This window comes from Stenotrophomonas sp. X (assembly GCF_055721025.1).
In genome coordinates this window covers 1,561,426-1,587,274 of sequence record NZ_CM146756.1, presented here as the reverse complement: position 1 = coordinate 1,587,274, position 25,849 = coordinate 1,561,426, and the positions used below count along the sequence as shown (strand labels likewise).

Below are 25,849 nucleotides of genomic sequence, written 5' to 3'. Positions count from 1 at the left end.
GGCGGCGTCCGTCAGCTGTTCTTCAACACGATCTGGTACGCCACCACGCCGGCCTCGCGGCAACGGTCGATGGCCTTTTCCAGGATCTCGAAGAATTCCTTCAGCAGGAACATCTGCAGGTTGTCCAGGCGACCGGAGTAGATGTCGCGGTACAGCTCGAGCATCAGGCGGTCGGCCTCGTTCTCCAGCGAGCGCAGCTTCTCGTTCAGCGCGGTCATCCGGTCCAGGTTCATGTGGCGCAGGTCGGCCACCATCTCCACCACCACGCCGGCGGCCTGTTCCAGCATCGCCGCGCGCGGCGCGAAGTCGATGTGCTCCAGGTGGGTCGTGGCCAGCGAATAGCGATCGGCGAACTTCTCGATCTGCTTCGGAATCTTGTACAGGGCCGAACCCAGCGCTTCGATGTCTTCGCGCTCGATCGGGGTCATGAAGCTGTCCACCAGCGCCTGGCTGATCTTGTCCGAGGCCGCGCGTTCGCGCAGGCGGGCCAGCTTGAAGGCGTCCAGCGCGGGCTGGCGATCGGCCTCGCGGAGCATGGAATGCAGCGCCTTGGCGGCATCGGAAGCCGCGACGGCAGCCTCATCGAGCAGGGTGTAGAACTGTTTGCCGGAACCGAAAATGGTCTGCAGAGAGAACATTGAGAAACCTGTCAGCCGTCGCGGGAAGGACGGCACCAGAGCGAATTATGACGGCTAGATGACCATCACGGGTATCCCCGCGCCCTTTCCGGGCTCTGGGACCCCCAACCTGAACAGGCGGTTGCCACCCTGCCACGCCCCTTTGCTAAGATGCCAGCGCGCCTCCGGGCGCACCTTATGGACGACGACCCTTATCCCCCTGCGCCGCGCCGGACCCTGTTCCTGAGCGCCAGCCGCCATCGCAAGCACCCGCCCTCCCTGCCACCAACCGGGGACGACGCCCGTGTTTGAAATGATCCTGATTGTCTTCGCGCTTGTTCTGCTGAACGGCTTCTTCGCCATGTCCGAGATGTCGGTCATGACCTCGCGCAAGAGCCGCCTGAAGCAGATGGCCGCCACCTCCAAGCGCGCCGCCAAGGCGCTGGAGCTTTCGGAGAAGCCGGAGAGCTTCCTGTCCACGGTGCAGATCGGCATCACCGTGATCGGCGTACTGACCGGCTACCTCGGTGGTGATGCGATCGGCGACGCGATCGCCGGCTGGCTGCAGGGCCTGATGCCCGGCTTTGCGTACGCGCGCGAAGTGGGCACCGCCCTGGCGGTCTCGCTGATCACCTTCATCACGCTGATCTTCGGCGAACTGGTGCCCAAGCGTCTGGCCCTGACCCGCTCCGAGGCCATTGCCGGCCTGGTCGCGATGCCGATGAGCTGGCTGGCCAGGCTGGCCCTGCCCTTCGTCTGGCTCCTGTCCAAGACCACCCAGCTGGTACTGAAGGTGCTGGGCCTGGGCAAGGACGAGGCCGCGCAGGTGACTGAAGAAGAGATCCGGATGCTGGTGGCCGAGAGCCACGAAGCTGGCGTGATCGACGCCCACGAGCGCGACATGATGAACCGCGTCATGCGCCTGGGCGACCGCACCGCCGACAGCCTGATGACCCCGCGCAACCGCATTGCCTGGCTCGACACCCAGGCCGGGCTGGAGCGCAATCTGGACATCATGGCCGAGCACGAGTTCTCGCGGTACCCGGTGTACCGCGACAACGACATGGACGTGGTCGGCGTGCTGGAGCTGAAATCGCTGGCCACGCGCATGGCGCGCGGGGACAACGCGCTGTTCCAGACCCTGCGCGAACCGCTGTACGTCTCCGAATCGACCCACGCGATGAAGCTCCTGGAGATCTTCCGCGAGGAGCAGCAGTCGATGGCGCTGGTGGTGGACGAATACGGCGAGATCCAGGGCCTGGTGACCATCAGCGACCTGATGGGCGCCGTGGTTGGCCGCCTGCAGGCGGTGGAGAATGCCGATGAAGACGCACTGGTGGTGACCCGCGAGGACGGCTCGCTGCTGGTCGACGGCTCGCTGCCGATCGAAGACCTGCGCGAGCTGATCGGAAGCAACGACCTGCCCGATGCCGAGGATGGCGACTACTACACGCTGGCCGGCATGTGCATCCATTACTTCGGCCGCATCCCGCACGCAGGCGAGTACTTCGACTGGGCCGGCTGGCGCTTCGAGGTGGTCGACCTGGACGGCGCGCGGGTGGACAAGCTGCTGCTGCGCACGTTATCCGACGAGCAGGCCGATGAGCTCACCGCCTGAGGCCGGCCAGGGCCAGGGCGCGCAGCGCCCGACCTACCGCAACGAGGGCATCCGCACCCTGCTGGAGATGTTCGCCTCCGGCGATCCTGCCGAGCACATGCCGCTTGGCCAGATCCTCAGCAACCTGCAGCAGAGCGCGTTTGGCGTGTTCCTGTTCGTGGCGATCCTGCCCTCGTTCATCCCGATCCCGGGCATGGGGGGTGCGGTCAGCGGCCCACTCGTGGTCCTGATCGGACTGCAGATGCTGTGTTGCCTGCGCCGGCCCTGGCTGCCCGGTTTCATTGCCCGACGCGGGCCGAAGCGCGGCACTATGCACCGCTTCCTGGACCGTATCGATCGCCCGTTGCGGCGGCTGGACAGGATGCTGAAGCCTCGCCTGCCGCAGTTGCTGACACCGCTGCCCGCGCACGCCTTCAGCGGCCTGCTGCTGGTACTGCTGGGCATCCTGCTGTCATTGCCGATTCCGTTCACCAACTTCCTGTTCGGTTTCCAGCTGCTGCTGTTCTCGCTGGCGCTGCTGGAGCGCGATGGTGCATTGATGCTGTTCAACTGGATCGCAGCGCTGGTGGCGATCGCGTTCTTCGGCTTCAGTTCGGGGCAGCTGGTGGGCTATACAGTGGAACTTTTCCAGCGCTGGTTCTGAAGCGGCATCCGGTAGAGCCGGCCGATGACCGGCTGCCACGTTTCCAGGGTCGCCGGCCAACGGCCGGCACTACCGGCATCCGCTAGATCCACGCAACGCGTGGATGCGGCAATCACCGAAGGTCGACGAATCCGTTGTCCGCCAGCGGTGCCGGATCGTCCTGCACCGCCGACAGCACGAAGCTCAATGCCTTGCCCAGCAAGGTGCCCGGGCCATCCCAGTATTCGGCGCTATCGGCGCGCACGTGGATCAGGCGAAGGTTGGGGTCTTCCTTGCCGGCGGGGAAGAACAGCTTCATCGCCGGCGACCACAGCTCTTCGATCTTCGCGCGATCATCGACAACCCGCGCCCGCCCCGCCACAGACACATAGGTGTTCTTCGATGGCGAGGCATAGGCCACATTGACGCGCGGGTTGAGCGCGATCTCGGCCACCTTCGGGCTGTCGGCGGTGATCACGAACCACAGGTCACCGTCGAAGGCGACCTGCTGGGTGGCCAACGGCCGGCTGTAGAGCCGCCCATCGACGCCGGTGGTGGTGAACATCGCCACCTCCACGTCCTTGATCAGTTCAGCCAGCTGGGCAATGTGTTCGGCACGGGTCTCGGCCATGGTGGGAACTCCAGAAAGGGGAGCTCCCATCAGACGCGGATCGGCCGCAACGGGCCGTGACGCGATTGTTCAGCCCGCGTGGCGGCCATGCCAGGCGTTCATCGCCAGCTCGAAGGAACGCAGGCGCGCACGGTGGTCATACAGGTTGGCAGTGAGCATCAGCTCGTCAGGCTTGTGCCGCTCAACGAAAGCGGCGATACCCTCGGCCACCTGCTGCGGATCGCCCAGTACAGTGCAGGCCAGGGCCCGTTCCACGCCGAGCTTTTCGTGCGGCTCCCAGAAGGCTTCAATGTCGTCGATCGGCGCCGGGATCTTGCCCGGCCGGCCGCGGCGCAGGTTGACGAAACTCTGCTGTTGGCTGGTGAACAGGCGACGCGACTCGGCCTCGCTGTCGCTGGCAACAACGTTCAGGGCCAGCATCGCGTGCGGCTGCTTCAACGTGGCCGAGGGGCGGAATTCGCGGCGGTACACCGCCAGCGCTTCGTCCATCACGTCCGGCGCGAAATGCGAGGCGAATGCATACGGCAGGCCCATCGAGGCGGCCATGCGTGCGCCAAACAGGCTTGAACCGAGGATCCAGGTCGGGACCCGCAGGCCACCCCCCGGAACGGCCTGCACCGCCTGTCCAGGCTGGACCGGCTCGAAGTAGTGCAGCAGCTCGCGCACGTCCTGCGGGAACTGGTCGGCGCTGTCGAAATAGCGGCGCAGTGCACGCGCGGTCGGCTGATCGGTGCCCGGCGCACGGCCCAGGCCAAGGTCGATGCGGTCCGGATACAGCGAGGCCAGCGTTCCGAACTGCTCGGCCACCTGCAGCGGGGCATGATTGGGCAGCATGATGCCGCCGGCGCCGACACGGATGCGCCGGGTGCCACCGGCAACATGGCCGATCAGCACGGCGGTGGCGGCACTGGCGATGCCGGGCATGTTGTGGTGTTCGGCCAGCCAGTAGCGGCGGTAGCCCAGCGCATCGGCGTGCTGCGCCAGTTCCAGCATGTTGGCGAAGGCGGCGGTGGTGTCACTGCCCTCGCAGACCGGGGCCAGGTCAAGGATCGACAACGGGATCATCAGGCGGTTTTCCGTCACAGGATCACCCTTGCATGGGGGCGGCCGGGCGCAGCGGCCAGTGACGGTGGCGGGATGCTGATTCCCGTAGGGCAGGTTCAGCGCCCACCGGATCGTGGAGCCGAGCCCATGCTCGGCTGCCTTTCGTCGACCAACAGCGGCCGAGCATGGGCTCGGCTCTACAGAAATGCAGTCAGAACGCGCTGGGGCGCGGTTCGGGCAGCGGCTGGTCGACCATCGGCTTCAGCTCGGCATCCAGCGCCACGCGCTCATCGAACACGAAGCAGCGGCCTTCGTAGCCTTCGCCACCCACCTCCTCGAAGTAGCCGAGGATGCCGCCATCGAGCTGCAGCACATTGTCCATGCCGTCATTGACCATCCACAGCGCGGCCTTCTCGCAGCGGATGCCGCCGGTGCAGAAACTGACCACGGTGCTGTCCCGCAGCGCATCGCGATGTGGCGCCAGCGCCTCGGGCAGGTCGGTGAACTTGCGGATGGGCAACACCAGCGCATCCTTGAAGGTGCCGTACTCCACTTCCTGCAGGTTGCGGGTATCGAGCATCACCACCGGCTTGCCGGCATCGTCATGCCCCTGCCGCAGCCAACGCTGCACGGTGGCCGGATCGACCGACGGTGCGCGCGGATAGTCCAACGGCTGGCCGTCATCGCGACGGAAGCTGATGATCTCGTCCTTGACCTTGGCCTTCAGCCGCGCGAACGGCTGGTGCTCGCTCAGGCTGGTCTTGACCCGCATGCCGGCGAAACGCGCATCGGCACGCAGCGCTGCATAGAAGCCCTCGACCGCCTCCGGCGCCCCCGCCAGGAACAGGTTCAGCCCCTCGCCGGCCACCAGGATCGTGCCGCGCAGCTGCGCCGTCCCGGCACGGGCCAGCAGCTGGTCGCACAGGGCCTGGGGAGCGTCGATGACGGCGAAATGATAGGCAGCGGTATTGGCGATCATCCCGCCATTTTAGCGCCAGACCGCCCCAGGGTCAGATTTACCCGTTCATCCACGGATGGCGTGGATCAACTTCAGATCGCGGGAACTGTCAGAAGCGTGGCGGTTTGGGTAGCCGGGACCGTTTGATCTGGCCCCCAAAGATGGGTTTACGGCATGACCCGCCTGCCCACACCGCCGCGCCATCCCACGGAAACCGCTTCTGACGTTGCCGTTGCCTCTGCGGGTGCCGGGTGCAACCCGGCCGAAACCCGTTACCCCCGCAACAGCAGGAACGGCAGCAGCACCAGCGCCGCCGCGCCGGCCATCGCCAGCAGCACCAGCACCACATAGGCCGGCCGGCGCCGGAACAGGCTGCCAAATGTCTCCGCCGTCCCCTCGCGCAATGCCTGCTCGCGTTCAGCCCGCACGCGCACGCCGCGCGCCGCCTGGTACTCCGCCATCAGCGCCTTCGCACGCGGATGATCAGCGTCGTCGCGCAGCCACAGGCCACCATTGGAAATGCCCCACGGGCTGGGTTCGGTGCGATACCAGGCGATGCCGTGCTGATCGAGCAGCGTGCAGACATCGGCATATTCGTCGTCGCCGACATTGCGCAGATTGAGCAGGAGTTTTGCCATGGCCCCATGATACCCGGCGCCGATGCGCTACCCTTGCCGCCCTCGCCCCGCGCCCTTCTGGAGACGCCCGATGCGCCGCCTGCTGCTTCCCCTGCTGCTGTCCCTCGCCGCCGCTGGCTGCTCGACCGAACCATCCGGCCCGCCGCCCGGCGGCACGCTGACCACCTTCGAGCGGATCGATACCGTGCCCGGCACCGGCGCCGAAGCCATCGCCGGCAGCAAGGTCACGGTGCACTACACCGGCTGGATCTACGACAACCGTACCGAGACCAGGCACGGCAAGACCTTTGACAGCTCCTTCAAGCACGGCGAGCCGTTCACCTTCGCGCTCGGCGCCGGCCAGGTCATCCGCGGCTGGGACGAGGGCGTGGCCGGCATGAAGGTCGGCGGCAAGCGCACGCTGATGATTCCGCCGGACTACGGTTACGGGGACCGCAAGGTCGGCCCGATTCCGGCGGGCTCGTCGCTGGTGTTCGACGTCGAGCTGCTCGATGTCAAACCGTAATGCCGCCATGCCCCATCGGGTCGTCGTCATTGGCGGCGGCCCGGCCGGCCTGTTCGCCGCCGAACGCCTGCGTGCCGCTGGGCTGGAGGTCGACCTGTACGAGGCCAAGGGGTCGCCTGGCCGCAAGTTCCTGATCGCCGGCAAGGGCGGGCTCAACCTCACCCATTCCGATCCGCGGCCGTTGTTCGACAGCCGCTACCGCGAGCAGGCCGCCGTGGTCGGCAGCTGGCTGGATGGCTTCGACGCGCAGGCATTGCGTGACTGGGCCGCCGGCCTGGGCGTGGAAACCTATGTGGGCAGCTCCGGCCGCGTGTTCCCGGTCGACCGCAAGGCGGCGCCGCTGCTGCGCGGCTGGGTGCGCCGGTTGAAGGATCAGGGTGTGCGCCTGCATGCCAACCACCGTTGGATCGGCTGGAGCGACGACGGCGCCCTGCGCTTTGCCACCGAGGCGGGGGAAATCGATGTGCACCCCGATGCCACGGTACTGGCGATGGGCGGCGGCAGTTGGCCGCAGCTGGGCAGCGACGGCGCCTGGGTCGTGCCACTGCAGGCGCGTGGCGTGGACATCGCGCCGCTGCAGTCAGCCAATTGTGGCTTCGACGTGGACTGGACGCCGTTCTTTGCCCAGCGCAACGCCGGCGCACCATTGAAGCCGGTGGTCGCGCACTGGATCGACCTGGCTGGACAACCGCTGTCGCTGCAAGGCGAGTGCGTGGCCAGCGAATACGGCATTGAAGGCAGCCTGGTCTACGCGTTGGCCGCCGACCTGCGCGAGACCATCAACCGCGATGGCCACGCTATGCTGTGGCTGGACCTGGTGCCGGGTCGCGACGAGGCGCGCCTGCTGGCCGACCTGTCACGTCCGCGCAAGGGCCGAAGCTTCGGCGAGCACCTGCGCCGCCAGGCGGGTCTGGATGCGGTGAAGGCCGCACTCGTGTTCGAGATTCTTGGCAGGGAGGCCGGCAACGACCTGCCGGCTGTGGCCGCCACGCTCAAGCACCTGCCGCTGCGCCTGCTGCGCCCAAGGCCGATGGCCGAGGTGATCAGCACCGCCGGTGGCGTGCGCCTGGATGCGCTGGATGACGGCCTGATGCTGCGGGCCGTTCCTGGCGTGTTCTGCGCCGGTGAAATGCTGGACTGGGAGGCCCCCACCGGCGGCTACCTGCTGACCGCGTGCTACGCCAGTGGCCGGCGTGCCGCCGAGGGCGTGATCGGTTGGTTGGCCGGGCGGTGACGCCTGCCGTGTAGCGTCGAGCCCATGCTCGACGGCACATCACCACGGCCTGCGCATGCTCACCGAGGCCAACGCCACACCGCTGGGATGTGCATAGGCTTCCTCACCCACGCTGACAAAGCCCTGCCGTTGATAGAACGGCACGGCGTTGAGCGAGGCCGACAGCACCACCTCGCGCTCACGATCAGCCATCGCCAGCAGGCGCTGCATCAGCGCCCGGCCAATGCCCAGGCCGCCATGATCCGGATCGACGAACAACGCATCGACTTCATTGGCATCGACATCAAAGACGCCGAAGCCGAGCAGGCCACCCTGCCCGTCCTCCGCCACTACGCATCCGCCCTGCGACACCAGCCGCGCATACTGCGACGGCGGGGGCGACGCCGACCAGGGCGCAATGATCTCGGGTGGGTAATGGCTGCTGCAGGTCTCGCGCACGCAACGCGTGCGCAGCGCCCACAGCGTGGCGACATCGTCGATGGTACCGGTCCTGAACTGCATGACATCTCCTCGTAGAGCCGAGCCCATGCTCGGCTGTTCTTCGTTCCGACCTCGCGATGAGAACAGCAGCCGAGCATGGGCTCGGCTCTACAACATCACGCTACCGCGACTTGCTGGCGCGCAGAGCCTGGATCTTCGGCGGCGGCTGGAACGAGTCGCTGCGCGCATCGGCCCAGAAGGCATGGAATACCGCATGATCGGGCACCTTGTGCAGCAGCTCGCCCGGTTCCAGGTAGCGGTAAAGCGACGCCAGCGAACGGATTTCCACCGGCGACACGCGACGCAGGATGTGCTCCGGCCCCAGCTCGGCCGGATCGTTCAGGCCCGCCGCGCACAACAGTTCCTTCAAGGCATGCAGCGTGTGCTCGTGATAGCTGTACACACGGGTGGCCTTGTCCGGTGCATCCAGATGCTTCCAGCGCGCAGGGTCCTGGGTCGCGATGCCGGTCGGGCATTTGTCGGTGTGGCAGCTCAACGACTGGATGCAGCCCAGCGCGAACATGAAGCCTCGGCCGGCATTGCACCAGTCGGCACCCAGCGCGATGGTGCGCGCGATGTCGAACGCACTGGTGATCTTGCCAGCGGCGCCGATGCGGATGCGCTCGCGCAGGTCCAGGCCGACCAGGGTGTTGTGCACCAGCAGCAGTGCTTCATGCATCGGTACGCCGACATGGTCGACGAATTCAGCCGGCGCCGCGCCGGTGCCTCCCTCGGCACCATCAACCACGATGAAGTCCGGCAGCAGCCCGGTTTCCTGCATCGCCTTGGCGATGCCGAACCATTCCCAGGGGTGGCCGATGGCCAGCTTGAAACCGACCGGCTTGCCACCGGACAGCTCGCGCAGCCGGGCCACGAACTGCAACAGTTCGACCGGCGTCGAGAATGCCGAGTGACGCGACGGCGATACGCAGTCCACGCCCATCGGAACACCACGGGTCACCGATATTTCGGCGGTCACCTTTGGTGCCGGCAGCACGCCGCCGTGGCCCGGCTTGGCACCCTGCGACAGCTTGATCTCGATCATCTTGACCTGGTCGTGGGTAGCGTTGGCGACGAAGCGCTCTTCGCTGAAACCACCCTTCTCGTCACGGCAGCCGAAGTAGCCCGAGCCGATTTCCCAGACCAGATCGCCGCCCATCTCGCGGTGGTAGGGCGAAATCGAACCTTCGCCGGTGTCGTGGTAGAAGCCACCGCGCCGCGCACCTTCGTTCAGTGCGCGGATCGCGTTGGCCGAGAGCGAACCGAAGCTCATCGCCGAGATGTTGAACACGCTGGCCGAATAAGGCTTGGCGCAGTTCGGCCCAATCAGCACGCGGAAATCATGCTTGGCAATGGAGGTGGGAGCCAGCGAATGGTTGATCCACTCGTAATCCACCGCATAGGTACTGCGCAGGGTACCGAACGGCACCGTGTCCATTTCGTTCTTTGCGCGCTGGTAGATCAGCGCACGCTGCTGGCGCGAGAACGGCACGTCCTCCAGGTCGCTCTGCACGAAGTACTGGCGGATTTCCGGGCCGATTGATTCCAGGCCATAGCGGAAATGCGCCATCACCGGATAGTTGCGGCGCAGCGTGCTGCGCTTCTGCAGCAGATCCCAGGTCCCCAGCGCCACCATCGCGGCAGTCAGGCCGACGCCCCAGTACCAGGCCGGCCAGATCGTGGCCAACCACAGGCAGATGGGAAACATCAGGATGGCAAGCAGGTAGACGATATACCGGTGCATGGCGTTCCTTGGTTGCAACTGCCTGCGAGTCTACCGCGCCGGCCATCACCGGCGTTTACAGGCGACCGTCAACCACGTTGCGCGGCCAGGCCGATTTCACGTCGTAGACGATGCCGCCGGGCGCCAGCAGCGCCTGGATTGCGGCGTCATCCATGGCTTTGAATCGGGCATGGGCCACTGCCAGAACTACGGCGTCGTAACTCCCCGCCAACGGCTCGGCCAGCCAGTGCACGCCCGCGTCGGCCAATGCCGCCGGGCCGACCCACGGGTCGCTGACCTCCACCTGTGCGCCGGCATCACGCAGGCGCTGCGCCAGTTCCAGCGCGCGGCTGTTGCGCAGGTCCGGGCAATCCTCCTTGAAGGTCACGCCCAGCACCAGGATACGCGACTGCGCAGGTGCGCGGCCGCGTTCGGCCAGCATTGCCAGCACACGCGACGCCACGTGCTCACCGACGCGGTTGTTGACCTGCCGCGCGGTGTGGATCAGGTCCGGGTGGTAACCCACGCTCTCGGACTTGTGCAGCAGGTAGTACGGGTCCACGCCGATGCAGTGGCCGCCGACCAGGCCCGGCCGGAACGGCAGGAAGTTCCACTTGCTGCCGGCGGCGTCGAGCACATCCTGGGTGTCGATGCCGAGCCGGTCGAAGATCAGCGCCAGCTCATTGACCAGCGCGATGTTGACGTCACGCTGGATGTTCTCCACCACCTTGGCCGCTTCGGCCACACGCATCGACGGCGCCGGGAAGGTACCGGCGGCGATGATGCGCTGGTACAGGCCATCAATCACCGCAGCCACTTCCGGTGTCGACCCCGAGGTGATCTTGCGGATATCGGCCAGGCGCCGCTGTCGGTCGCCGGGGCTGACCCGCTCCGGGCTGTAACCACAGTAGAAGTCTTCGTTGAAGCGCAGCCCGGACAGCTGCTCCAGCAGCGGCACGCAGACCTCTTCGGTGGTGCCGGGGTACACCGTGGATTCGTAGATCACCAGGTCACCCGCACGCAGGTGGCTGGCGATCAGCCGCGTCGCCGAACGCAGCGGCTCCAGATCGGGCTGCTCATAGGCATCGATCGGGGTCGGCACGGTAACGATGTAGACATTGCAGGCATCGAGCAAAGCAGGATCGCTGCCGTACTGCAACTGCTGCGCACTGGCCAGCTCATCGGCCTCCATTTCCAGCGTATGGTCCTGGCCGTCGCGGAGCTCGGCGATGCGATCAGCATCGATGTCGAAGCCGAGCGTCGGCCAGTGCCGGCCGAAGGCCACCGCCAGTGGCAGGCCCACGTAGCCCAGCCCGATCACCGCGAAGCGCGGCGACGCTGCTGCCGCAAGCGGCGCGCTCAACGCCGCATCCCATGCAACGGCTGAAATCGCATGCGTACTGCCATGGGCATGGCCGACCTACTCATTCGCTTTGCCACTCCGGGAAGATCCATGCGAGAAAGGCTACAGCCTAACGGCCCGGGTGCCCGGCCGCCAAGGTGGGGTCAGGAGCCCAGTGCGACCGCGGCCGGCTCCAGTTCGCCATCGGCGCCGGTCCAGGCCTGCAGCAGGCGCTCGAAGCCACCGCCGCCAAGCACGAAGCCCGGCCATGAGGCGTCGACGATCTGTACCAGCAGTTCTGTATCAATGCGCCGGGTCCCCATCGACCAGCGCGGGAATGCCCGCTGCGCCACCGGCGCGCGGCACAGCACCTTCAGTTGTCCATGGCTGCGCGCATTGGCGATGCGCTGGTACACCGAATCGATGCCATCCTCCGGGCCTTCCAGGTACTGCAGGAAACGGCTGCCATCGAACATCAGCACACCCGTGACACCGGCTACTCGGTTGAATGCCGTGGCATCGGCCAGCAGGCGGTCAAGATCGGTTGTCTGCAGGTCGGCGCGGGCCTCGCTGGCATAGGCAATCGCGTGCAGCGACATCGGGTGGCTCCCCCCCCTGGGAACGAGGCTTTGGACTATGACATGAATGGGAGCGACAGTTAAGCACACCGCCGCTCCACTGCAATCCGGTCGGGATTCTGCAGCTGGGCTACAATCGGCGCCGCGCTGCAGGCCCGGATGGCGAAACTGGTAGACGCATCGGACTTAAAATCCGCCGGGGGCAACCCCATGCCGGTTCGATTCCGGCTCCGGGCACCATCGCACTTTTCACGACGAACGTCAGATTGCACGCGAGTAGCGCGGCTGCTCGCAGACGGCACGCAGGTATGGGTCGAAGCACATCGCCAGCAGCCGCAGCAATGGCCGTCCAGGCTCGCTGGCGCGCACTACACCGTCACGGTACTCGGCCAGGCCGTCTTCCTGCAGCCGCTGTACCGAACGCAGGTCTTCGGCGAAGTACTGCTCGAAATCCACGCCATGGCGCTGGCCCAGCACCGCACCGTCCACCTCGCCCTGGCACATCAGCTGCTGGATGAGTTCTGCGCGCAGCTGGTCGTCGGCGCTGAGCGCCACACCGCGCCACACCGGCAACTGCCCCTGGTCCACGGCATCCTCCCACGACGGCAGGTCGCGCGGATTCTGGCTGTAGGTGGCACCGATGTGGCTGATCGCACTCACGCCCAGGCCGAGCAGATCGGTGTCGGCGTGGGTGGTATAGCCCATGAAATTGCGATGCAGCTGCCCGGCGCGCTGCGCACGTGACAGATCTTCTTCCGGCAATGCGAAGTGATCCATGCCGATGTACTGGTAGCCGGCCGCAGAGAGTTTCTCCACCGCCAGGCCCAGCAGCGCCAGCTTGTCTTCCGGCGAAGGCAAGCGGCGTTCGTCGATCTGCTTCTGTGCGCGGAACAGATGCGGCAGGTGTGCGTAGCCGTACACCGCCAGGCGATCCGGGCGCAATGCCAGCACCCGTTCCAGGGTGCGGCCAAACCCTTCCAGGCTCTGTCCCGGCAGCCCATAGATCAGGTCGACGTTGACCGAACGCATGCCGCTGTCGCGGCAGGCCTGCAGGATGTCCAGCGTCTGCTGCACGCCCTGCACGCGGTTGATCGCTTCCTGTACCTGTGGGTCGAAATCCTGCACGCCCAGGCTGGCCCGGTTGAAGCCCAGCCGTGCAAGCATGGCGACATCGCGGGTATCGATGAAGCGCGGATCGAGTTCGATCGAGAAATCGCGCTGCGGCGAATCGCTGAAATCAAAGCGCCGGCGCAGTCCTTCCACCAGCGTGGTCATCGCCTCGGCCTCGAGGAAGTTCGGCGTGCCCCCGCCCAGGTGCAGCTGGATGACCTCACGGCCGTCCTCGAACTGCGGCGCCAGCAGGTCGGCCTCGGCCAGCACGCGCGCGACGTAGCTGTGGCCACGGCCGCGGTCGCGGGTGATCACCCGGTTGCAGCCGCAGTAGAAGCAGGGGCTGGAGCAGAACGGCACATGCACGTACAGCGACAGCGCGCGGGCCAGCTGGTTGCTGTCGGCGATTGCCTGGCGCAGTGCCGGCGCATCGAAGCCATCGTGGAAATGAGGCGCGGTCGGATACGAGGTGTAGCGCGGCCCCGGCCGGTCATGCCGGCGCAGCAGGTCGGGGTCGAAGGTCCAGGCAAGACCGCCGGCGGCGGGAGAGAACGTGTCCATGCCGCCAGCATCGCGCCGGGCGTACCCGACCGCCTTGACCCAGATCAATCGCGGGCGGGGATTCCCAGCACCGGCAGGCCGACCTGCGGCCAGCGCAGCATCTGGTAGCGCTTCCAGAAGGTGTCACCGATGCGCGTGGCGACGTCGTTGGCCAGCACCTGCATGGGCGGGTTGCCGCACTCGGCGGTGGTGATCCGGAACAGCACCAGCCAGCGGTCGAACAGGTCCTTGTCCAGCTCGATGGCCATGTGCTTGGACATCGGCGAGCCCTTGAAGCGGCGCGTGCCGCGCAGCATTGCCGACCAGAAATCGACCAGCTGCGCCAGGTGTTCCGGCCAGTCGCGGACGTGTGCCTCGAACACGGGCCCCAACCGCTCTTCCTCGCGCACGCGCGCATAGAAGTCGTGGACCAGGCGGGTCACTTCCAGCTCGGTGCACAACCCGGGCGAGGCGACGGGCAGGACGGGCGGCGGCATTGCGTTCATCGGGGCACCCAAAGCTTGCCGGCAGTGTGCCGTAGCCGGCCGGCACCGCCGTTGATCCAGATCAATGTCGGCGCAGTTCGCTGCACCTAGGCTGGCACGCCTGCAGGAAGCATGCCCTGCGGATGCTGCGCCAGCCTCGGCGGAGTATACGCGCCGCCCTCATTCCGATCCGGGACAGCATGAACAGACCCTCTCCCAGCCGCCGCCAGCAGCTGATCCAGCACTGGGGCGCCATCCTCTGGCCCAGCTTCATCGCTGCAGGCCTGGCCAGCGTGGTGTTCTTCGCCTTTGTCGACCCGCTGCGTCTGCAGGCGATCAGCTTTCCGGGTACGGCGATCAGCCGCGAACTGGGCTATACGGCAGGATTCTTCATGTTCTGGTCGGTGACCGCACTGTCCAGCGCGGTCACCTGGTACCTGCAGCGACCGATGCCAAGCGACGACGACGACGAGCTGCCGCTGGGATGAGCACGCCCTGCACCGGAATCCCACGCCGCTGGCATTGGCGCGGCGCGCTCAGCATGCTCTTGCTGGCCTTGTTCTATGCCCTGCCATGGCTGCGCTGGAATGGGCGGCAGGCCCTGCTGCTGGACATCAACGCGCGGCGCTTTGACCTGTTTGGCTGGACATTGTGGCCCAGCGATGTCGGCGTGCTGATCGGGTTGCTGGCGGTGCTGGCGGTCGGCCTCGCGCTGCTCACCCACCTCGCCGGCCGCATCTGGTGCGGCCACGCCTGCCCGCAGACGCTATGGCGCCGCGCCTTCGACTGGATTGCGCGCGCCATGGCCCGGGCCTTGCCAGCGCCCGCCGTGCGCCCTGCCACCCAGGTGGCATGGGGGCTGCTGTCGCTGTGGACCGGCATCACGTTCGTCGGTCTGTTCAGCCCGATCGAAGAACTGGTGGCCGCCGCGCCGCATGCCGGCTGGAGCGGCTGGGAAACGTTCTGGGTGCTGTTCTATGCCGCCGCCACCTGGGGCAATGCCGGCTTCCTGCGCGAGCAGGTGTGCCGTTCGCTGTGCCCGTTCGCGCGCCTGCAGCCGCTGCTGACCGATCCGCATACACCGCGCATGTTGTACGACGCGCGCCGCGGCGAACCGCGCGGCATGCGTCCGTCTGGGCTGGGGGGCGTGCTCGGACGCGGCCGTGGCCTGCTCGACCCGACCACCGCACAGGACTACGTGTTCCGCGCTGCACATCCGCTGCTGGCCGGACCGATGCCTACCTTCAGCGCCGACCGCCTGGGCGACTGCACCGATTGCGCTGCCTGTGTCAGCGCCTGCCCGATGCAACTGGATATCCGCCAGGGACCTCAGGCCGATTGCCTGGCCTGCGGCGCCTGCCTGGAGGCCTGCTCGCAGCAGCAGCACCAGGCCGGTTTCGGCCCGGGGCTGGTACGCTACTGCAGTCCGCAGGCCATGGCCGGGCAACCGCGGCAATGGTGGCGACCGCGGACCCTGGCACTGCTGTCGATGCTGCTGGCGCTGTTGGCCTGCGGCGCCTGGCGCCTGCTTTGAATCAACGGATCAACGCTGCCCGTTGGCGTGCGGCGGAACCAGCTGCGCACGTCGGACGATGCCCAGCTGCTCGATGATCAGCGCCATTTCATTGGTGACTTCGGTACGCTCGGTCCCCTGCGGGACCAGGCGGTCCAGCACCTGCTGGTAGGTATCCCAGAACGCCGGACCGCATCCGTGTTTGTGATAACTGGCTTCCAGTTCGCGGCGTACCCGTTCAGCCAAGCCATGCATGCCGTATTCCATACGACCTCCGTTGGACTTGTTCTGCATCGTTGACGGTCTACCGACTCACTTGCGAGCTACTGAAAGACTCCCGGGCTTCACGTCCGGTTGATCCCAATTAGTCATAGATTTCACGACAGGTCAATTACATAACGCGACTTTCGTGATCGAAATTATTAATCGTTCACGAAACCACATGCGGGGAGACGGGGTGCCCGGATGGGTCGGACCCGACACGCTGCCCCGATTTCCCGGCCCCGCTTTGGTAGGCGCCATCGATGAGCCAGTCCCGTTCCATCGAAGTTTCCAATGTTGCTAAGCATACTTAGCAAATACTGTTTAGAGTGCTATATGCGACAAAAGGCGGCGTAGTTGAGGCTTACTCGCCCTGCGTAGCCTCAGTCGCGGGGAACAGGTTGGGGTAGCGCTGATGCAGAATGTATTGGCGTAGCGCAGGAATCGGAAAGTTCTTGGGCCATTGCGACACTGCAGATCGGCTTATGCCAAAAAAGCGCGCCAGTTCGGCATCGGTCCGGAAACCCAGCCGGGCGCGTACCTGCCCCTTGCTCCAGAATTCGGTCACGGTCGGTCCTTCTGTTAACCAGACTTATTCTTGGAACAAGGGCACTTTGCGATCCACGCGTTAAGCTGGCTTGCATAGATGAATACTCTCGGCCAACGACTCGCCATTGCCATGAAGAAAGCCGGGCATCCTCGCCCGGCCGATCTGGCCCGCGCCGCCGATTCGACGACGGCAACCATCAGCAACTGGCTCAACGACCATGTCAGCCCCGCCCATGTGAAGGCCGAACAGCTGTTCCGCATCGCCGATGCGGCCAAACTGGACGCGCGTGAACTGCTGTACGGCGTGAGCGGGCTTGGCGTCGGTGAGCGGGGCAATACCTATATCCCCAGCCAGGCCCACCTGGATGTCTGGCAGGACGCCTACGAACTGGTCAGCCATCTGGTGGAGGAGAAGGGATTGCAGATCGACCATCGCCGCCACGCGGCCCTGGACCTGCTGGCCTTCGAACTGCTGATGGACGGCTTCAGCCGCAGCAAGGTCATCCGGGTGCTGACGACCTCGATGACGTGAATGCACTGCCACTGGTAGCATGGTCGCGGATGGGGATGGGGCTCCCCCGATAACCGCCCGAAAGGGCTGATGGCTCCTGCCAGGACGAACCGGTGTTCGTCGATGGCGGGCCGTGCCTGCCGTCGGCGTTCGCCATCGAATCAGCGAACCCGCAACCGAGGCACGTGATGCACGCATTGAACAATTATCTGCTGGTCTTCATCGGCGGCGGGCTCGGCGCCTGCCTTCGCTATGCCTGCAACCTGATCGGTGCGCGGGTATCAGTCGGCAGCCCGTGGCCATGGTCGACCTTCCTGATCAACATCAGCGGTGCACTGCTGATGGGCGTGCTGGTCGAAGCCTTCGCCCTGCGCAATGGCGCCTCACCGCAGTTGCGCCTTCTGCTGGCCACCGGCGTCCTCGGCGGCTACACCACATTTTCCACCTACGCGCTGGAAATCGGTCTGCTGCTGCAGCGCGGCCAGCATGGCCTGGCAGCGTTGTACGCCGGCGGTTCGGTGGCGCTGGGCCTGGTTGGCCTGTTCGGTGGCATGAAACTGGCCCGGCTGGTGCTGGGCTGAGGCTCAGCCCGCGCCGGCGCGGGCCTGTCCGCGCCACTCCCGCGGCGACTGTCCGGTATGTGCCTTGAATGCACGCGACAGTGCGGCTTCGCTGCCATAGCCGACGTCGTCAGCGATCCGCTTCAATGGGCGCCCCTGGCGCAGCGCCTGCTGCGCCAGGCCCACCCGCCAGCCCTGCAGGTACTGGCCCGGGGTAGTGCCCATCGCCTCACGGAAACTGGCAGCAAAGACGCTGCGTGACATGCCGGCGACCTCGGCCAGGTCTTCCAGGGTCCAGGACTGTGCGGGCGCTTCATGCATCGCCACCAGCGCCAGCCGCAGCCGCGGATGCCCCAGCCCGGCAAACAGGCCACCACGCATCTCGCCCCCTTCCATCAGCTGCCGCAGCACCTGGATCATCACCACCTCGAACAGCCGGTTGACCATCGCCGCACGCCCACAGCGCTGCTCGAAGGCTTCTTCGAACAGCAGCTCCAGCGCTGCGTTGCCGCCGTACAGGTCGGCCAGCGGCAGGCAGATGAAATCGGGCAACGCCGCGCTGATCGGGTTGAGCCGCCCGCCCTCGAAATGCAGATTGGCGCAGGCCATGTCGGCGCCATGCTGCGGATCGGTACTGAACCGATGCGGCATCGGCCGTGGGTACAGCAGCAGGCTCGGCACCTCGACCTGGACGGTCTGCTGGCCATGGCTGACCTGCAGCGGGCCACGTCGCACCAGGTGCAGCTGCCCGGCGTCATCCTCGCCCGCCAGCGAGTTGATGCCACACAGCGCGCCGGCATGGAACACCGAGGCAGTGACCGCAAAGCGTTCAAGCAGAATGGCGAGCCGGTCGACCATGACGGGACCCTGGGTAAAGTAGAAAGAGATCAAGGCGACACATCGTATCGGAATCCTCCCGTAGCGGACGTGATCAACTCCGGGAGCGGGCGCCCCCCCAGCCCGCCCTTCCTGCGGCAGTGCAGCGCGCGCAGGCTGCTGGCGGCGTCTAAGCTGACGCGATTCCCGGATGGAATGCCCGTGATGTGTCGCTGGCTACGATATGCCCTCTCCCTCGCCCTGCTATTCCCTGCGACACCGGTGATGGCCGCACCCGCTGCATCTCCGCGCACGTTCAGTGGCGAGCTGCAGGGCGCGCCGTGGCGCTTGGACGTGCCGGCCGACTGGAACGGTGACCTGGTGATGCTGGCGCACGGCTACGAGCCGGTAGGCATGCCACGTGCTACGCCGATGGCTGCCAATGACGGCACCGCGCCACTGCTGGCGGCAGGCTACGCCGTCGCGCAGAGCGCCTATGCCAGCCAGGGCTGGGCGGTGGCCGATGCGATCACCGACATGGAACGCCTGCGCCGGCATGCAGTGGCTGAACTCAAGCATGTGCGCCATATCTGGATGCTGGGATTTTCGATGGGCGGCGCCGTGACCCTCGCCAGCCTCGAACGGTTCCCGCAACACTACGCTGGTGGCGTGTCGCTATGCGGCGCCAATCTCAGTGGCGAACAGATCGCGAGTGATCTGCTGACCACGCTGGTCGCTTTCGATTACTTCTTTGCCAAGGCCGAAGGCCTGCCGGCTGCGGGCCTGGTCTCACGCGACGCGGCTGCGCTGCCACAGGGCGAACTGTACCAGGGCATCTCCAATGCGCTGCAACGCAGCCCCTCGCATGCCGCGTTGCTGGCACAGCGGCTGCAGGTGTCCGCTGATGCACTGGCCGGCACGATCAGCCTGCATGCTCTGGTCCTGCACGAACTGGCCACGCGCAGTGGCGGCATGCCGGTGGGCAACAGAGGTGTGGCTTACAGCGGCTTCGGTGACGACATGGCGTTCAATGCCGGCGTGCAACGTGTCGATGCCGTGCCTGCCGCGCAGGCCGCTGTCCGCAGGGAGCTGGCATTGAGCGGTGCGTTGAGGCGACCACTGGTGATCCAGTTCAACAACAACGACCCGACGATCGTGCCGCGCATGCAGACGGTGTACCCGCAGACGGCCGCACGGGCCGGCGCCCGTCCGCTGCCACAGGTGCTGCCGCCCGTTGGCGAAGGCCATTGTGGCTTCTCCGGCGCGCAGATCATCGAGGCGTTGAAGGCCGCGCAGCGTTGAGCAATCGCGGCCCACGCGCAGGTCAGCCGCCCAGCGTGCCCATCGTGAAGGTGTAGCCCGAGCTCATCAGGAATTCGCGCATGCGCATTTCCGCGCGCCGTGGTGAGGCCAGGTTGGCCGGCGCGTACAGGGCATACACCAGGCCCGACCCTTCGATATGCTCGCGGCGCACCCCGCAGCGGGCGGTTTCCGAGGCGATGACCCATCCGTCCTTCAGCCGATCCGGGCCAATGGATTGCCCGTTCTTCAAGCGGAAGGTCAACCAGCGCACATCTGCCGTGACTTTGCTCATTTCCGTTTCGCTCCGTGGCTGGAACGACGCGTGATGTCCTTGCTCGCCATTGCGGCTCCCTGAGACGTGGAACTCGACCATAGCGCCTTTCCATGTCGTGGCCGGCTGAGACTGGCGACCGGGGCGCGGCGAACGGCTGCGCGGCGTCGGAAATGGCGGCCGCAGGGAGCGCCCTGCCGGCGCAGTTCACAGGCAGGGAACCCGACTCACGCAGCGCGGTCGCTGCCCTGGTTCAAGGCGTGCAGCGCATCGGCCAGCGCCTGGATTTCGGCACGCAGGGCCAGCCGCTGCAACCACCGCCCGGGGATTCCGCGCGCACCATGGAATGCGCCCGCCAGCTGCCCCGCAATGGCGGCCGTGGTGTCGGCGTCCTCGCCAAGATTGGCCGCCTCGAGTACGACGGCTTCAAAGGTGTCGTGGCGATCAAAGCACCAGAGTGCAGCTTCCAGACTGTCGACAACATAGCCATTGCCACGGATCTGCTCACGCGCGGCACCGCGGTAGCCGCCCGCCGCGATCTGCTGCAGCCGCACGCTCTCGACGGGAACATTGCTGAGATCCAGCACCCCGTCACGGGTGCCGCCTGCCAACGCCCGCTCCAGCGCGACGGCCAGCAGGCGGCACGCCTCCAGGCACTCCTGCGCAGCGTGCGTCGTTCGCGAACTCAGCTCGGCCATTGCCTGCAGGTCGGGAGTCCCGGCGTAGCGCAATGCCACCGGCGCCAAACGCATGATCGAGCCATTGCCGGCGCTGCGTGGGTCGTCACTACCCGCCAGCGGTTGGCCGTCCTGCAGGAACCGGTCGATGGCAGCCCGCGTTGCCATACCGATATCGAAGCACTCGCCGGTCGCACTCCAGTACCCATGCCGGTACCAGTTGGCGTAGCGGTTCATCTGATCGTGCACATCCAAGGTGTCGCAACGCACCAGGCTCTCGGCCAGGCACATCGCCATGGAGGTATCGTCGGTCCATTGCCCCGGCTGCAGCTGGAACGGCCCACCGCCCACCATGTCGGTGATCGGGGTGAAGCTGCCACGAGGCTTGAACTCCAGCGTGGTACCGACGGCATCGCCGCACGCCAGGCCGAGCAAGGCGCCGCGGAAGTGATCAATCTGGCTCATCACACGAGTGTAGCGCCACCGCATCTGCCATAACTGACAGCCGGGCGGTGATCGCGAGCGGGGAACTGATCGCAGCCAAACAAAAAAGCCCTGACCGGAGTCAGGGCTTTTCAATTGGAGGCCTCAAGCGGAATCGAACCGCTGTAAACGGATTTGCAATCCACCTCAAACCATGCCAAATCAATAGTTTAATAAGGCTTTCCACCCATTCCGCCCGCCATCCTTGAGGATCATCGAGATGAGGGATCCTCACTTCTGCCAATGCAACACTCCGCCCTGTCCCCAGAGAGCACCTATGACGCGGCGTCGCAGATCGTCACGGGTGAGCTCGCAACTTCAGTGCAGACAGAACGCAAGCTTCACTAGGGCGAGTCCGCTCGCGCTGACGCGGCCGCCCAATGCGCTGTCCAGAGAAGCGTATGCGGCGAAGCAGAAAACAACTATCGAAAGGACGAGTAAGACGGTCAGCGTCCTATGCTGGGTGTCGACCCGCTTCTCCAATGCTGAAAAAGCGGGGATGTACATCGCCGCAACCGCATCCGGCTGCCCTTCGAGATTGCTTCTCCGGAGCGCGATTTCAGCACCGATAGCAGCTACGGAATTCCTTTGATTCCTGATCAAGAGGAACATCAGCACTACAAAAACGGCCACACCGAGAAAAATAGCAACATTCTTATAAACCTTGCCTGCCTCAAACGCCGCACCCGCGACAAGAATAGCCGCAGGCAACGCCAAAAGCTGATTCTGCATCTCGGCTGCGACCTGCCTGAATCGCTCGGACTGGGTGCCGGCGCGACGATGGTGCCAGCAATCGACTGTGCCTGATCGATGAGTCAGTCCGATGCGCCAAGGTTAGGACTCTGCAAGGCATTTCGACCGCTCCAACCGCCGAACACGCGAACCAAGCCTACGCGCAGGACATGTGTGGAAAATCCGTTAGCAGCGGAAAATCCAGCCTCAGTGCCGATGCATCGATTGCAGCCGATTCACCATGACGGAATGGCATTCACTGACTTTGGGAATCATCCGCGCGACCTCCCTCTTCACGTCCTGAGACAGGTCCGGATCATTGAGAACTTCGTTGAATGTCTGAACGAGACGCGCTTCAGACTTCTCCAACTCTTTCACATATTGGTACTGGGTCTCGCCAAACGCGGCGAGCATCTTCCCATAGTACTGATGCATCGCGCCCACGAATGTGCCTCGCTCTGCGGGGCGACCACCACTTGTGGAAACAATTTTACTGATCTCTTCGACCAGCTCGCCTTTAACCCCTGCAATGCCCATGAAGAGATCAGAAAGCTCCGAGCTCTCTATTCGATCCGAGGCTTCCTCATAGAACGCCTTCCCGTCTCGCGATATCTCTATCAAGTCATTGAGGCGGCTCTCAATTCTAGACTGCATGGTTTGAAGGCCCATGGCACTTCTCCCTAATTGGTTCAATCGCAAATTTCGAAGCCGTGTCCGTCACGCTGCCGACTTGTAGCCGGAGGGGAAACAGCTATTTGGATGCGGCCCTCCTCGCATATAGAAGGACAGTCTCCTCATCTTTGATAGCAATCTTTACTGAGGAAAGCCATCTACTTGCAGCCCCCGAGTTCTCAATCAGAACGGCGAGATCGTCGCATAGGCAATTGGCACATAGATAGCCGCCAGGACTTGGTCTCCGGCACCTTTTGCATGGCAGCAACGTGGTCTCAGACGGGCTCCGAAGTTGATATGCCACCCGCACCATCAAAGCCTCTGCGTCTGTGCTCCTGTCTCTCAGCCTGTTCATGCACTTCGCTCCTTCTACAGAAAGGGGCAGCGCAAACCTGCGCCACCCTCTTTCAACTACTCACAGTCGATCTTACTTGTTCGACTTATGAGCTCCGCCTTCATTGGCATTACGCTCTTTGGACTCCTTGTCCTGGCGTTCTTGCTCCTGTTGCTGTTGCTTCTGCTTCCCTGCATCCGGCTCCGCCACAGCGGGCTTGTTGGTATTGGATGCATCACGTTTGAAGTCATTCATAGCTTTACTCCATCGCGGTGGACTCACCGCACTGGAAGCATGCGCGCCGCCCCGTTAGCTGCAGGTCGCTTTCCAAGAGAAGACTGAACCGAGCACATGAATGAGCCCATTCGACCAACAGGCGTACACTGACCTTGGCGCATTCGAGGAAAATGCCATGAGCAGGGATACAAGCTTCGTTGATGTCGAACGAGAGATCATCTATTGGCGCGTGCACTTCGGCTCCGGTGCATTTCCTGGAGCCAGCTTCGGCCTAGATATTCAACCGATCATCAAAATCGCATGCGACATCTACACAAGAGATCCACATGGAAGCCGTGAAGCCTGGCTTGACGATCTAGTGAGGAGACTCAACATGCGATCACGCGACATGAGCAATGAGGCCGCCGCCAGAGAATTTGCGTCTCGATGCTGGGACCACCTCCTCCACTGATGAAGGACCCGACTTCACTCACACTGCATTTCTCAAGCAAGAGCGCCCCAAGCCAAGCCGCCTGCGGGCAAATAGAACGATGATGGACGGCGCAGTTCTACGCCGCCCACTCAAGTTTTACGCTAATTGCTCCTACTTGCATTTTTGAGACTTCAGCCCTCTAGATCATGTTCCACTAGATTCGCGCACAGGCCTCACTGAACATCTTGAGCTGGATTTGCTGCTCGCAGGAAAGCAGCCTCAATGGAACGGTCGCTTCTGCGCCGAGCATGTACCCGTATCGCTTGAAGCCTTTCACTCCGATACTTGACCCGTATCCATATCGCTCGCAGCCCTTCAAGTTGGTGCTGGATGCGTACCTGTAGCCCTCGACGTCGTTCATACATAAATCACTCCATCGCGATGAACTCACCGCCAGACGATGGTGCGCCTTGGCACGTTACCGCCCCGCGACGCTTCACGAGAAAGATGAACCTATGACGTGGCTAGCTTGTGGTGAAGCCGACAATCCCGCCGCTCTCGCGAGGGCGACGGGGCCACCGCCAATGCCAGGTGCTGAGATCACCTGTGTTGCGGCGCTGCCCGGATGCTTGCCGGCATCCGGGCGGCGCCCTGTCTTGCTAGATGGTCACTTCGATGAGCGGCATGTTGGGTGCGGCCTCAATCAGGCGCCCACCTCTGACCCACACGTTGTATGGAATGGCCAACTGGAGCTGGCCAAAGGCCCGCATCTGCCCCCCGTCATAAGTGGTCAACGTGCTGGTGCCGTCACTGCTGTGAGCGGTGACTGTCGCGAGCAAGCGAGGGCTACTGCTTACCAACTCGCCAAATTGATCCCAGAGGTCAGTCCGCATCGGTGTAGTGCCTCTCCAGAGTGGCGGTCTGTTCAATCACAACGGCCTGCTGATCGATCACGACCTCAATGCGCAGCGAATCGCACTGCCCGTGCCAGGTGCCTTCAGCCCCGACCACCTCCACCAGATCCAAGGGCATGATTGCGCCAACCTCGCCCGGCTTCAGCGGCTTCGGAAACAGTGGCACTGTCAGGTCCACCGCAGCCTGCTCCCCTCGATCGCATAGAACATTCCGCCCTCGCTCCGCTCCGGCAGCCGCCACGCTGATGAGCGGGCTGCTTACTTGCTGAGCAAAGAGCTGCCCGGCCTCGCCAGCCTTTCTCACCTTGCAGGTCACGCCCTTGCCGGCCAGCTCGCCGGTCACGATAACTGCGTCGTACAGCGGCGCGCTCCGCATCTGGAGGCTCTCCGTCAGCACGATGTCCTCCTGCAACACATGGTTCGGCTGGGTGTCGCGCCAGAGCCAAGGGCTGACCGGATAGCTCGCGCGAACATGCAGCGCAAGGTCCTTCGCATCAGACTGAACAACGGCGCCACTCGCCTCCCCAGAACGGGAATAGATGGCCTTCGAAATCACCCTCATACGCCGCAAGCTTCGCCAGCAGTACCGAAGTCATGGGTACCTGACGCTTGCTCCCGTTCTTTGTCTTGTCCAAGAAGATCGTACGCCGCGCCACATCGAGTTGGCTGCGCTCTAGCGTATAGATCTCCCGCATGCGCATGGCGGTTTCCAGCGCCATGTCGAACATTAGAATCAGCGCCTCCCGCTGCGGCAGATCGAGCGGCCGCTGCCGCCCCGGCGGCTTTGCGCCGGCGAGGATCTCGCGGATGCGTTCTTCTTCACCAGGCTCCAGACGGCGATCACGCTCCTGGTCAGCTTTCGCTTCACCATCTATGCGCTTCACGGCGATCTTGTCATCAGCCGTGTACGTCGAATAACCCCGAGGCAGGAGTCGCAGAGGGTTCATTGGCAGCGCGCCGTGAGCAGCCAGCCAATCCAGGGCACGAAAGCGCCCCCACGTAGTGCCGGATCGTTGAAGGCGCAAGGTTCTGCTCGCGCTTCATGGTGGTCACCCACTCGGTCGCCCAGGTGAAGGTCAGCTGCGGCAGCGTAATGCCGATCGGCAGTCGCGAAAGCAGCACAGGCAGCAGTTGCTCATCATCCACCGAGATGTGCTGCGCGCTCCGATACTCGCTGACCTGGCTGCGTAGATCCTTCGCAGCCGCCTTGGTATTGGCCAGCTCCTCCGGCACCACCCCACGGTCGAGCAGCGCTTCGAGGCGGCGCACATACTCGTCGCCCTCCGCCTCCGACGCAAAGCTCAGGTAGACCGGCTGGGGCAACAGTCCCGCCCGCTTGATCGTGTACTACCAGGAGTCGCCCCGGCGTCGCTTGGTTGCCATCCCTGCTCAAACTCACGTAAACGCACTCGGCACATGTTAACGCGAGTTTGCCACCCAAAAACGGGTGGCAGACCGATGATTTCAGGGCCGAATCAGG

The 25,849-nt window shown here is 64.7% G+C and carries 32 protein-coding genes, 1 tRNA gene and 1 riboswitch; of the genes, 11 read left to right on the top strand and 22 right to left on the bottom strand.

Features of this window, described 5'->3' with window-relative positions:
• Positions 1 to 11: 11 nt before the first annotated feature.
• Positions 12 to 638 carry a DUF47 domain-containing protein gene (locus ACZ75I_RS07305; RefSeq protein ID WP_004152833.1) on the bottom strand — a complete coding sequence of 209 codons (627 nt, stop codon included), beginning with the start codon at positions 636 to 638 and terminating at the stop codon, positions 12 to 14.
• Positions 639 to 930: 292 nt separating this feature from the next.
• Here ACZ75I_RS07305 and ACZ75I_RS07300 point away from each other — a divergent pair, with 292 nt between their 5' ends.
• Together ACZ75I_RS07300 and ACZ75I_RS07295 are read left to right on the top strand one after the other, a co-directional pair.
• Complete coding sequence (locus ACZ75I_RS07300; RefSeq protein ID WP_005416017.1) at positions 931 to 2,235, top strand: hemolysin family protein; 1,305 nt, start codon at positions 931 to 933, stop codon at positions 2,233 to 2,235.
• Positions 2,219 to 2,878 (top strand): exopolysaccharide biosynthesis protein, encoded by a 660-nt coding sequence (locus ACZ75I_RS07295; RefSeq protein ID WP_053501113.1) that lies wholly within the window; start codon positions 2,219 to 2,221, stop codon positions 2,876 to 2,878. The genes ACZ75I_RS07300 and ACZ75I_RS07295 overlap by 17 nt, the downstream gene beginning before the upstream one ends.
• Before the next feature lie 112 nt (positions 2,879 to 2,990).
• Here the strand turns inward: ACZ75I_RS07295 and ACZ75I_RS07290 are convergent, their stop codons facing one another.
• From ACZ75I_RS07290 to ACZ75I_RS07275, 4 genes are all read right to left on the bottom strand, one after another.
• Complete coding sequence (locus ACZ75I_RS07290; RefSeq protein ID WP_472958881.1) at positions 2,991 to 3,488, bottom strand: pyridoxamine 5'-phosphate oxidase family protein; 498 nt, start codon at positions 3,486 to 3,488, stop codon at positions 2,991 to 2,993.
• Between the two features lie 69 nt (positions 3,489 to 3,557).
• A complete protein-coding gene (locus ACZ75I_RS07285) occupies positions 3,558 to 4,553 on the bottom strand; it encodes an LLM class flavin-dependent oxidoreductase (RefSeq protein ID WP_072166700.1) in 996 nt (331 codons plus the stop codon).
• 190 nt (positions 4,554 to 4,743) lie between these two features.
• Positions 4,744 to 5,511 (bottom strand): sulfurtransferase, encoded by a 768-nt coding sequence (locus ACZ75I_RS07280; protein WP_061478453.1) that lies wholly within the window; start codon positions 5,509 to 5,511, stop codon positions 4,744 to 4,746.
• A gap of 251 nt (positions 5,512 to 5,762) precedes the next feature.
• Positions 5,763 to 6,128: a DUF6164 family protein gene (locus ACZ75I_RS07275; protein ID WP_151354700.1), complete on the bottom strand. Its 366-nt coding sequence runs from the start codon at positions 6,126 to 6,128 to the stop codon at positions 5,763 to 5,765.
• A gap of 70 nt (positions 6,129 to 6,198) precedes the next feature.
• Between ACZ75I_RS07275 and ACZ75I_RS07270 the strand changes: the two genes are divergently transcribed.
• Positions 6,199 to 6,633: an FKBP-type peptidyl-prolyl cis-trans isomerase gene (locus tag ACZ75I_RS07270; protein WP_049414258.1), complete on the top strand. Its 435-nt coding sequence runs from the start codon at positions 6,199 to 6,201 to the stop codon at positions 6,631 to 6,633.
• Positions 6,620 to 7,867: a TIGR03862 family flavoprotein gene (locus ACZ75I_RS07265; RefSeq protein WP_180870596.1), complete on the top strand. Its 1,248-nt coding sequence runs from the start codon at positions 6,620 to 6,622 to the stop codon at positions 7,865 to 7,867. Before ACZ75I_RS07270 ends, ACZ75I_RS07265 begins: the two co-directional genes overlap by 14 nt.
• A gap of 39 nt (positions 7,868 to 7,906) precedes the next feature.
• On the opposite strand, the gene ACZ75I_RS07260 is transcribed toward ACZ75I_RS07265, so the two are convergent.
• The 4 genes from ACZ75I_RS07260 to ACZ75I_RS07245 form a co-directional block, all read right to left on the bottom strand.
• A complete protein-coding gene (locus tag ACZ75I_RS07260; RefSeq protein WP_472958879.1) occupies positions 7,907 to 8,368 on the bottom strand; it encodes a GNAT family N-acetyltransferase in 462 nt (153 codons plus the stop codon).
• 100 nt (positions 8,369 to 8,468) lie between these two features.
• Positions 8,469 to 10,091, bottom strand: coding sequence for an FMN-binding glutamate synthase family protein (locus ACZ75I_RS07255; RefSeq protein WP_061478458.1), 1,623 nt, complete (start codon positions 10,089 to 10,091; stop codon positions 8,469 to 8,471).
• Between the two features lie 55 nt (positions 10,092 to 10,146).
• A complete protein-coding gene (locus tag ACZ75I_RS07250; protein ID WP_134968039.1) occupies positions 10,147 to 11,433 on the bottom strand; it encodes a nucleotide sugar dehydrogenase in 1,287 nt (428 codons plus the stop codon).
• A 143-nt stretch (positions 11,434 to 11,576) separates the two neighbouring features.
• Positions 11,577 to 12,011: a BLUF domain-containing protein gene (locus ACZ75I_RS07245; protein ID WP_088497736.1), complete on the bottom strand. Its 435-nt coding sequence runs from the start codon at positions 12,009 to 12,011 to the stop codon at positions 11,577 to 11,579.
• Between the two features lie 132 nt (positions 12,012 to 12,143).
• Here ACZ75I_RS07245 and ACZ75I_RS07240 point away from each other — a divergent pair.
• Positions 12,144 to 12,230 (top strand) — tRNA-Leu (locus tag ACZ75I_RS07240).
• Positions 12,231 to 12,251: 21 nt separating this feature from the next.
• Here ACZ75I_RS07240 and hemN read toward each other — a convergent pair.
• On the bottom strand, positions 12,252 to 13,661 hold the full coding sequence (gene hemN, locus ACZ75I_RS07235) for an oxygen-independent coproporphyrinogen III oxidase (RefSeq protein WP_472958878.1): 1,410 nt from the start codon (positions 13,659 to 13,661) through the stop codon (positions 12,252 to 12,254).
• Between the two features lie 44 nt (positions 13,662 to 13,705).
• Positions 13,706 to 14,146: a group III truncated hemoglobin gene (locus ACZ75I_RS07230; RefSeq protein WP_180870591.1), complete on the bottom strand. Its 441-nt coding sequence runs from the start codon at positions 14,144 to 14,146 to the stop codon at positions 13,706 to 13,708.
• A gap of 179 nt (positions 14,147 to 14,325) precedes the next feature.
• Here ACZ75I_RS07230 and ACZ75I_RS07225 point away from each other — a divergent pair, with 179 nt between their 5' ends.
• Positions 14,326 to 14,613 (top strand): hypothetical protein, encoded by a 288-nt coding sequence (locus tag ACZ75I_RS07225; protein WP_014036651.1) that lies wholly within the window; start codon positions 14,326 to 14,328, stop codon positions 14,611 to 14,613.
• Complete coding sequence (locus ACZ75I_RS07220) at positions 14,610 to 15,659, top strand: 4Fe-4S dicluster domain-containing protein (RefSeq protein ID WP_472958877.1); 1,050 nt, start codon at positions 14,610 to 14,612, stop codon at positions 15,657 to 15,659. Before ACZ75I_RS07225 ends, ACZ75I_RS07220 begins: the two co-directional genes overlap by 4 nt.
• Before the next feature lie 9 nt (positions 15,660 to 15,668).
• Here the strand turns inward: ACZ75I_RS07220 and ACZ75I_RS07215 are convergent, their stop codons facing one another.
• Positions 15,669 to 15,905, bottom strand: coding sequence for a hypothetical protein (locus ACZ75I_RS07215; RefSeq protein ID WP_061478464.1), 237 nt, complete (start codon positions 15,903 to 15,905; stop codon positions 15,669 to 15,671).
• Between the two features lie 358 nt (positions 15,906 to 16,263).
• A complete protein-coding gene (locus ACZ75I_RS07210; protein WP_061478465.1) occupies positions 16,264 to 16,467 on the bottom strand; it encodes a helix-turn-helix domain-containing protein in 204 nt (67 codons plus the stop codon).
• A gap of 111 nt (positions 16,468 to 16,578) precedes the next feature.
• Here ACZ75I_RS07210 and ACZ75I_RS07205 point away from each other — a divergent pair, with 111 nt between their 5' ends.
• A complete protein-coding gene (locus tag ACZ75I_RS07205; protein WP_061478466.1) occupies positions 16,579 to 16,980 on the top strand; it encodes a helix-turn-helix domain-containing protein in 402 nt (133 codons plus the stop codon).
• Positions 16,981 to 17,002: 22 nt separating this feature from the next.
• A riboswitch (Fluoride riboswitch) is annotated at positions 17,003 to 17,066 on the top strand.
• 81 nt (positions 17,067 to 17,147) lie between these two features.
• Entirely contained in the window at positions 17,148 to 17,540 is a 393-nt protein-coding gene (gene crcB, locus ACZ75I_RS07200) for a fluoride efflux transporter CrcB (protein ID WP_061478548.1), read from the top strand.
• Positions 17,541 to 17,543: 3 nt separating this feature from the next.
• Here the strand turns inward: crcB and ACZ75I_RS07195 are convergent, their stop codons facing one another.
• The gene (locus ACZ75I_RS07195; RefSeq protein ID WP_005415997.1) at positions 17,544 to 18,377 is read right to left on the bottom strand and encodes an AraC family transcriptional regulator; all 834 of its coding nucleotides are present in this window, start codon (positions 18,375 to 18,377) and stop codon (positions 17,544 to 17,546) included.
• A gap of 183 nt (positions 18,378 to 18,560) precedes the next feature.
• Here ACZ75I_RS07195 and ACZ75I_RS07190 point away from each other — a divergent pair, with 183 nt between their 5' ends.
• On the top strand, positions 18,561 to 19,637 hold the full coding sequence (locus tag ACZ75I_RS07190) for an alpha/beta hydrolase family protein (protein ID WP_472958876.1): 1,077 nt from the start codon (positions 18,561 to 18,563) through the stop codon (positions 19,635 to 19,637).
• Positions 19,638 to 19,659: 22 nt separating this feature from the next.
• Here ACZ75I_RS07190 and ACZ75I_RS07185 read toward each other — a convergent pair whose 3' ends face one another.
• From ACZ75I_RS07185 to ACZ75I_RS07165, 5 genes are all read right to left on the bottom strand, one after another.
• Positions 19,660 to 19,929, bottom strand: a complete 270-nt coding sequence (locus tag ACZ75I_RS07185; protein ID WP_005415995.1) for a hypothetical protein — start codon at positions 19,927 to 19,929, stop codon at positions 19,660 to 19,662.
• A gap of 206 nt (positions 19,930 to 20,135) precedes the next feature.
• The gene (locus ACZ75I_RS07180) at positions 20,136 to 21,050 is read right to left on the bottom strand and encodes an ADP-ribosylglycohydrolase family protein (RefSeq protein ID WP_180870585.1); all 915 of its coding nucleotides are present in this window, start codon (positions 21,048 to 21,050) and stop codon (positions 20,136 to 20,138) included.
• A 336-nt stretch (positions 21,051 to 21,386) separates the two neighbouring features.
• Entirely contained in the window at positions 21,387 to 21,800 is a 414-nt protein-coding gene (locus ACZ75I_RS07175) for a hypothetical protein (protein ID WP_472958875.1), read from the bottom strand.
• A 207-nt stretch (positions 21,801 to 22,007) separates the two neighbouring features.
• On the bottom strand, positions 22,008 to 22,469 hold the full coding sequence (locus ACZ75I_RS07170) for a PA2169 family four-helix-bundle protein (protein WP_180870580.1): 462 nt from the start codon (positions 22,467 to 22,469) through the stop codon (positions 22,008 to 22,010).
• A gap of 430 nt (positions 22,470 to 22,899) precedes the next feature.
• On the bottom strand, positions 22,900 to 23,061 hold the full coding sequence (locus ACZ75I_RS07165) for a hypothetical protein (RefSeq protein WP_019658981.1): 162 nt from the start codon (positions 23,059 to 23,061) through the stop codon (positions 22,900 to 22,902).
• Positions 23,062 to 23,161: 100 nt separating this feature from the next.
• Here ACZ75I_RS07165 and ACZ75I_RS07160 point away from each other — a divergent pair, with 100 nt between their 5' ends.
• Complete coding sequence (locus ACZ75I_RS07160; protein WP_346476753.1) at positions 23,162 to 23,494, top strand: hypothetical protein; 333 nt, start codon at positions 23,162 to 23,164, stop codon at positions 23,492 to 23,494.
• Between the two features lie 843 nt (positions 23,495 to 24,337).
• Here ACZ75I_RS07160 and ACZ75I_RS07155 read toward each other — a convergent pair.
• Genes ACZ75I_RS07155 through ACZ75I_RS07145 form a run of 3 tightly spaced genes read right to left on the bottom strand, consistent with a single transcriptional unit; the run spans position 24,338 to position 25,692 of the window.
• Positions 24,338 to 24,931, bottom strand: coding sequence for a hypothetical protein (locus tag ACZ75I_RS07155; RefSeq protein ID WP_472958874.1), 594 nt, complete (start codon positions 24,929 to 24,931; stop codon positions 24,338 to 24,340).
• Positions 24,864 to 25,316 carry a tyrosine-type recombinase/integrase gene (locus tag ACZ75I_RS07150; RefSeq protein ID WP_472958873.1) on the bottom strand — a complete coding sequence of 151 codons (453 nt, stop codon included), beginning with the start codon at positions 25,314 to 25,316 and terminating at the stop codon, positions 24,864 to 24,866. Before ACZ75I_RS07150 ends, ACZ75I_RS07155 begins: the two co-directional genes overlap by 68 nt.
• On the bottom strand, positions 25,267 to 25,692 hold the full coding sequence (locus tag ACZ75I_RS07145; RefSeq protein WP_472958872.1) for a hypothetical protein: 426 nt from the start codon (positions 25,690 to 25,692) through the stop codon (positions 25,267 to 25,269). The genes ACZ75I_RS07150 and ACZ75I_RS07145 overlap by 50 nt, the downstream gene beginning before the upstream one ends.
• Between the last annotated feature and the right edge of the window lie 157 nt (positions 25,693 to 25,849).

Coding starts and splice junctions, on each gene's coding strand:
- ACZ75I_RS07255 (WP_061478458.1), bottom strand. CDS start 10,091: ATGCACCGGTATATCGTCTACCTGCTTGCCATCCTGATGTTTCCCATC.
- ACZ75I_RS07305 (WP_004152833.1), bottom strand. CDS start 638: ATGTTCTCTCTGCAGACCATTTTCGGTTCCGGCAAACAGTTCTACACC.
- ACZ75I_RS07275 (WP_151354700.1), bottom strand. CDS start 6,128: ATGGCAAAACTCCTGCTCAATCTGCGCAATGTCGGCGACGACGAATAT.
- crcB (WP_061478548.1), top strand. CDS start 17,148: ATGCACGCATTGAACAATTATCTGCTGGTCTTCATCGGCGGCGGGCTC.
- ACZ75I_RS07205 (WP_061478466.1), top strand. CDS start 16,579: ATGAAGAAAGCCGGGCATCCTCGCCCGGCCGATCTGGCCCGCGCCGCC.
- ACZ75I_RS07280 (WP_061478453.1), bottom strand. CDS start 5,511: ATGATCGCCAATACCGCTGCCTATCATTTCGCCGTCATCGACGCTCCC.
- ACZ75I_RS07185 (WP_005415995.1), bottom strand. CDS start 19,929: ATGAGCAAAGTCACGGCAGATGTGCGCTGGTTGACCTTCCGCTTGAAG.
- ACZ75I_RS07155 (WP_472958874.1), bottom strand. CDS start 24,931: ATGAGGGTGATTTCGAAGGCCATCTATTCCCGTTCTGGGGAGGCGAGT.
- ACZ75I_RS07225 (WP_014036651.1), top strand. CDS start 14,326: ATGAACAGACCCTCTCCCAGCCGCCGCCAGCAGCTGATCCAGCACTGG.
- ACZ75I_RS07295 (WP_053501113.1), top strand. CDS start 2,219: ATGAGCTCACCGCCTGAGGCCGGCCAGGGCCAGGGCGCGCAGCGCCCG.
- ACZ75I_RS07175 (WP_472958875.1), bottom strand. CDS start 21,800: ATGCAGAATCAGCTTTTGGCGTTGCCTGCGGCTATTCTTGTCGCGGGT.
- ACZ75I_RS07285 (WP_072166700.1), bottom strand. CDS start 4,553: ATGATCCCGTTGTCGATCCTTGACCTGGCCCCGGTCTGCGAGGGCAGT.
- ACZ75I_RS07260 (WP_472958879.1), bottom strand. CDS start 8,368: ATGCAGTTCAGGACCGGTACCATCGACGATGTCGCCACGCTGTGGGCG.
- ACZ75I_RS07190 (WP_472958876.1), top strand. CDS start 18,561: ATGTGTCGCTGGCTACGATATGCCCTCTCCCTCGCCCTGCTATTCCCT.
- ACZ75I_RS07165 (WP_019658981.1), bottom strand. CDS start 23,061: ATGAATGACTTCAAACGTGATGCATCCAATACCAACAAGCCCGCTGTG.
- ACZ75I_RS07215 (WP_061478464.1), bottom strand. CDS start 15,905: ATGGAATACGGCATGCATGGCTTGGCTGAACGGGTACGCCGCGAACTG.
- ACZ75I_RS07265 (WP_180870596.1), top strand. CDS start 6,620: ATGTCAAACCGTAATGCCGCCATGCCCCATCGGGTCGTCGTCATTGGC.
- ACZ75I_RS07180 (WP_180870585.1), bottom strand. CDS start 21,050: ATGAGCCAGATTGATCACTTCCGCGGCGCCTTGCTCGGCCTGGCGTGC.
- hemN (WP_472958878.1), bottom strand. CDS start 13,661: ATGGACACGTTCTCTCCCGCCGCCGGCGGTCTTGCCTGGACCTTCGAC.
- ACZ75I_RS07195 (WP_005415997.1), bottom strand. CDS start 18,377: ATGGTCGACCGGCTCGCCATTCTGCTTGAACGCTTTGCGGTCACTGCC.
- ACZ75I_RS07150 (WP_472958873.1), bottom strand. CDS start 25,316: ATGAACCCTCTGCGACTCCTGCCTCGGGGTTATTCGACGTACACGGCT.
- ACZ75I_RS07270 (WP_049414258.1), top strand. CDS start 6,199: ATGCGCCGCCTGCTGCTTCCCCTGCTGCTGTCCCTCGCCGCCGCTGGC.
- ACZ75I_RS07245 (WP_088497736.1), bottom strand. CDS start 12,011: ATGTCGCTGCACGCGATTGCCTATGCCAGCGAGGCCCGCGCCGACCTG.
- ACZ75I_RS07290 (WP_472958881.1), bottom strand. CDS start 3,488: ATGGCCGAGACCCGTGCCGAACACATTGCCCAGCTGGCTGAACTGATC.
- ACZ75I_RS07220 (WP_472958877.1), top strand. CDS start 14,610: ATGAGCACGCCCTGCACCGGAATCCCACGCCGCTGGCATTGGCGCGGC.
- ACZ75I_RS07300 (WP_005416017.1), top strand. CDS start 931: ATGATCCTGATTGTCTTCGCGCTTGTTCTGCTGAACGGCTTCTTCGCC.
- ACZ75I_RS07160 (WP_346476753.1), top strand. CDS start 23,162: ATGAGCCCATTCGACCAACAGGCGTACACTGACCTTGGCGCATTCGAG.
- ACZ75I_RS07170 (WP_180870580.1), bottom strand. CDS start 22,469: ATGGGCCTTCAAACCATGCAGTCTAGAATTGAGAGCCGCCTCAATGAC.
- ACZ75I_RS07230 (WP_180870591.1), bottom strand. CDS start 14,146: ATGAACGCAATGCCGCCGCCCGTCCTGCCCGTCGCCTCGCCCGGGTTG.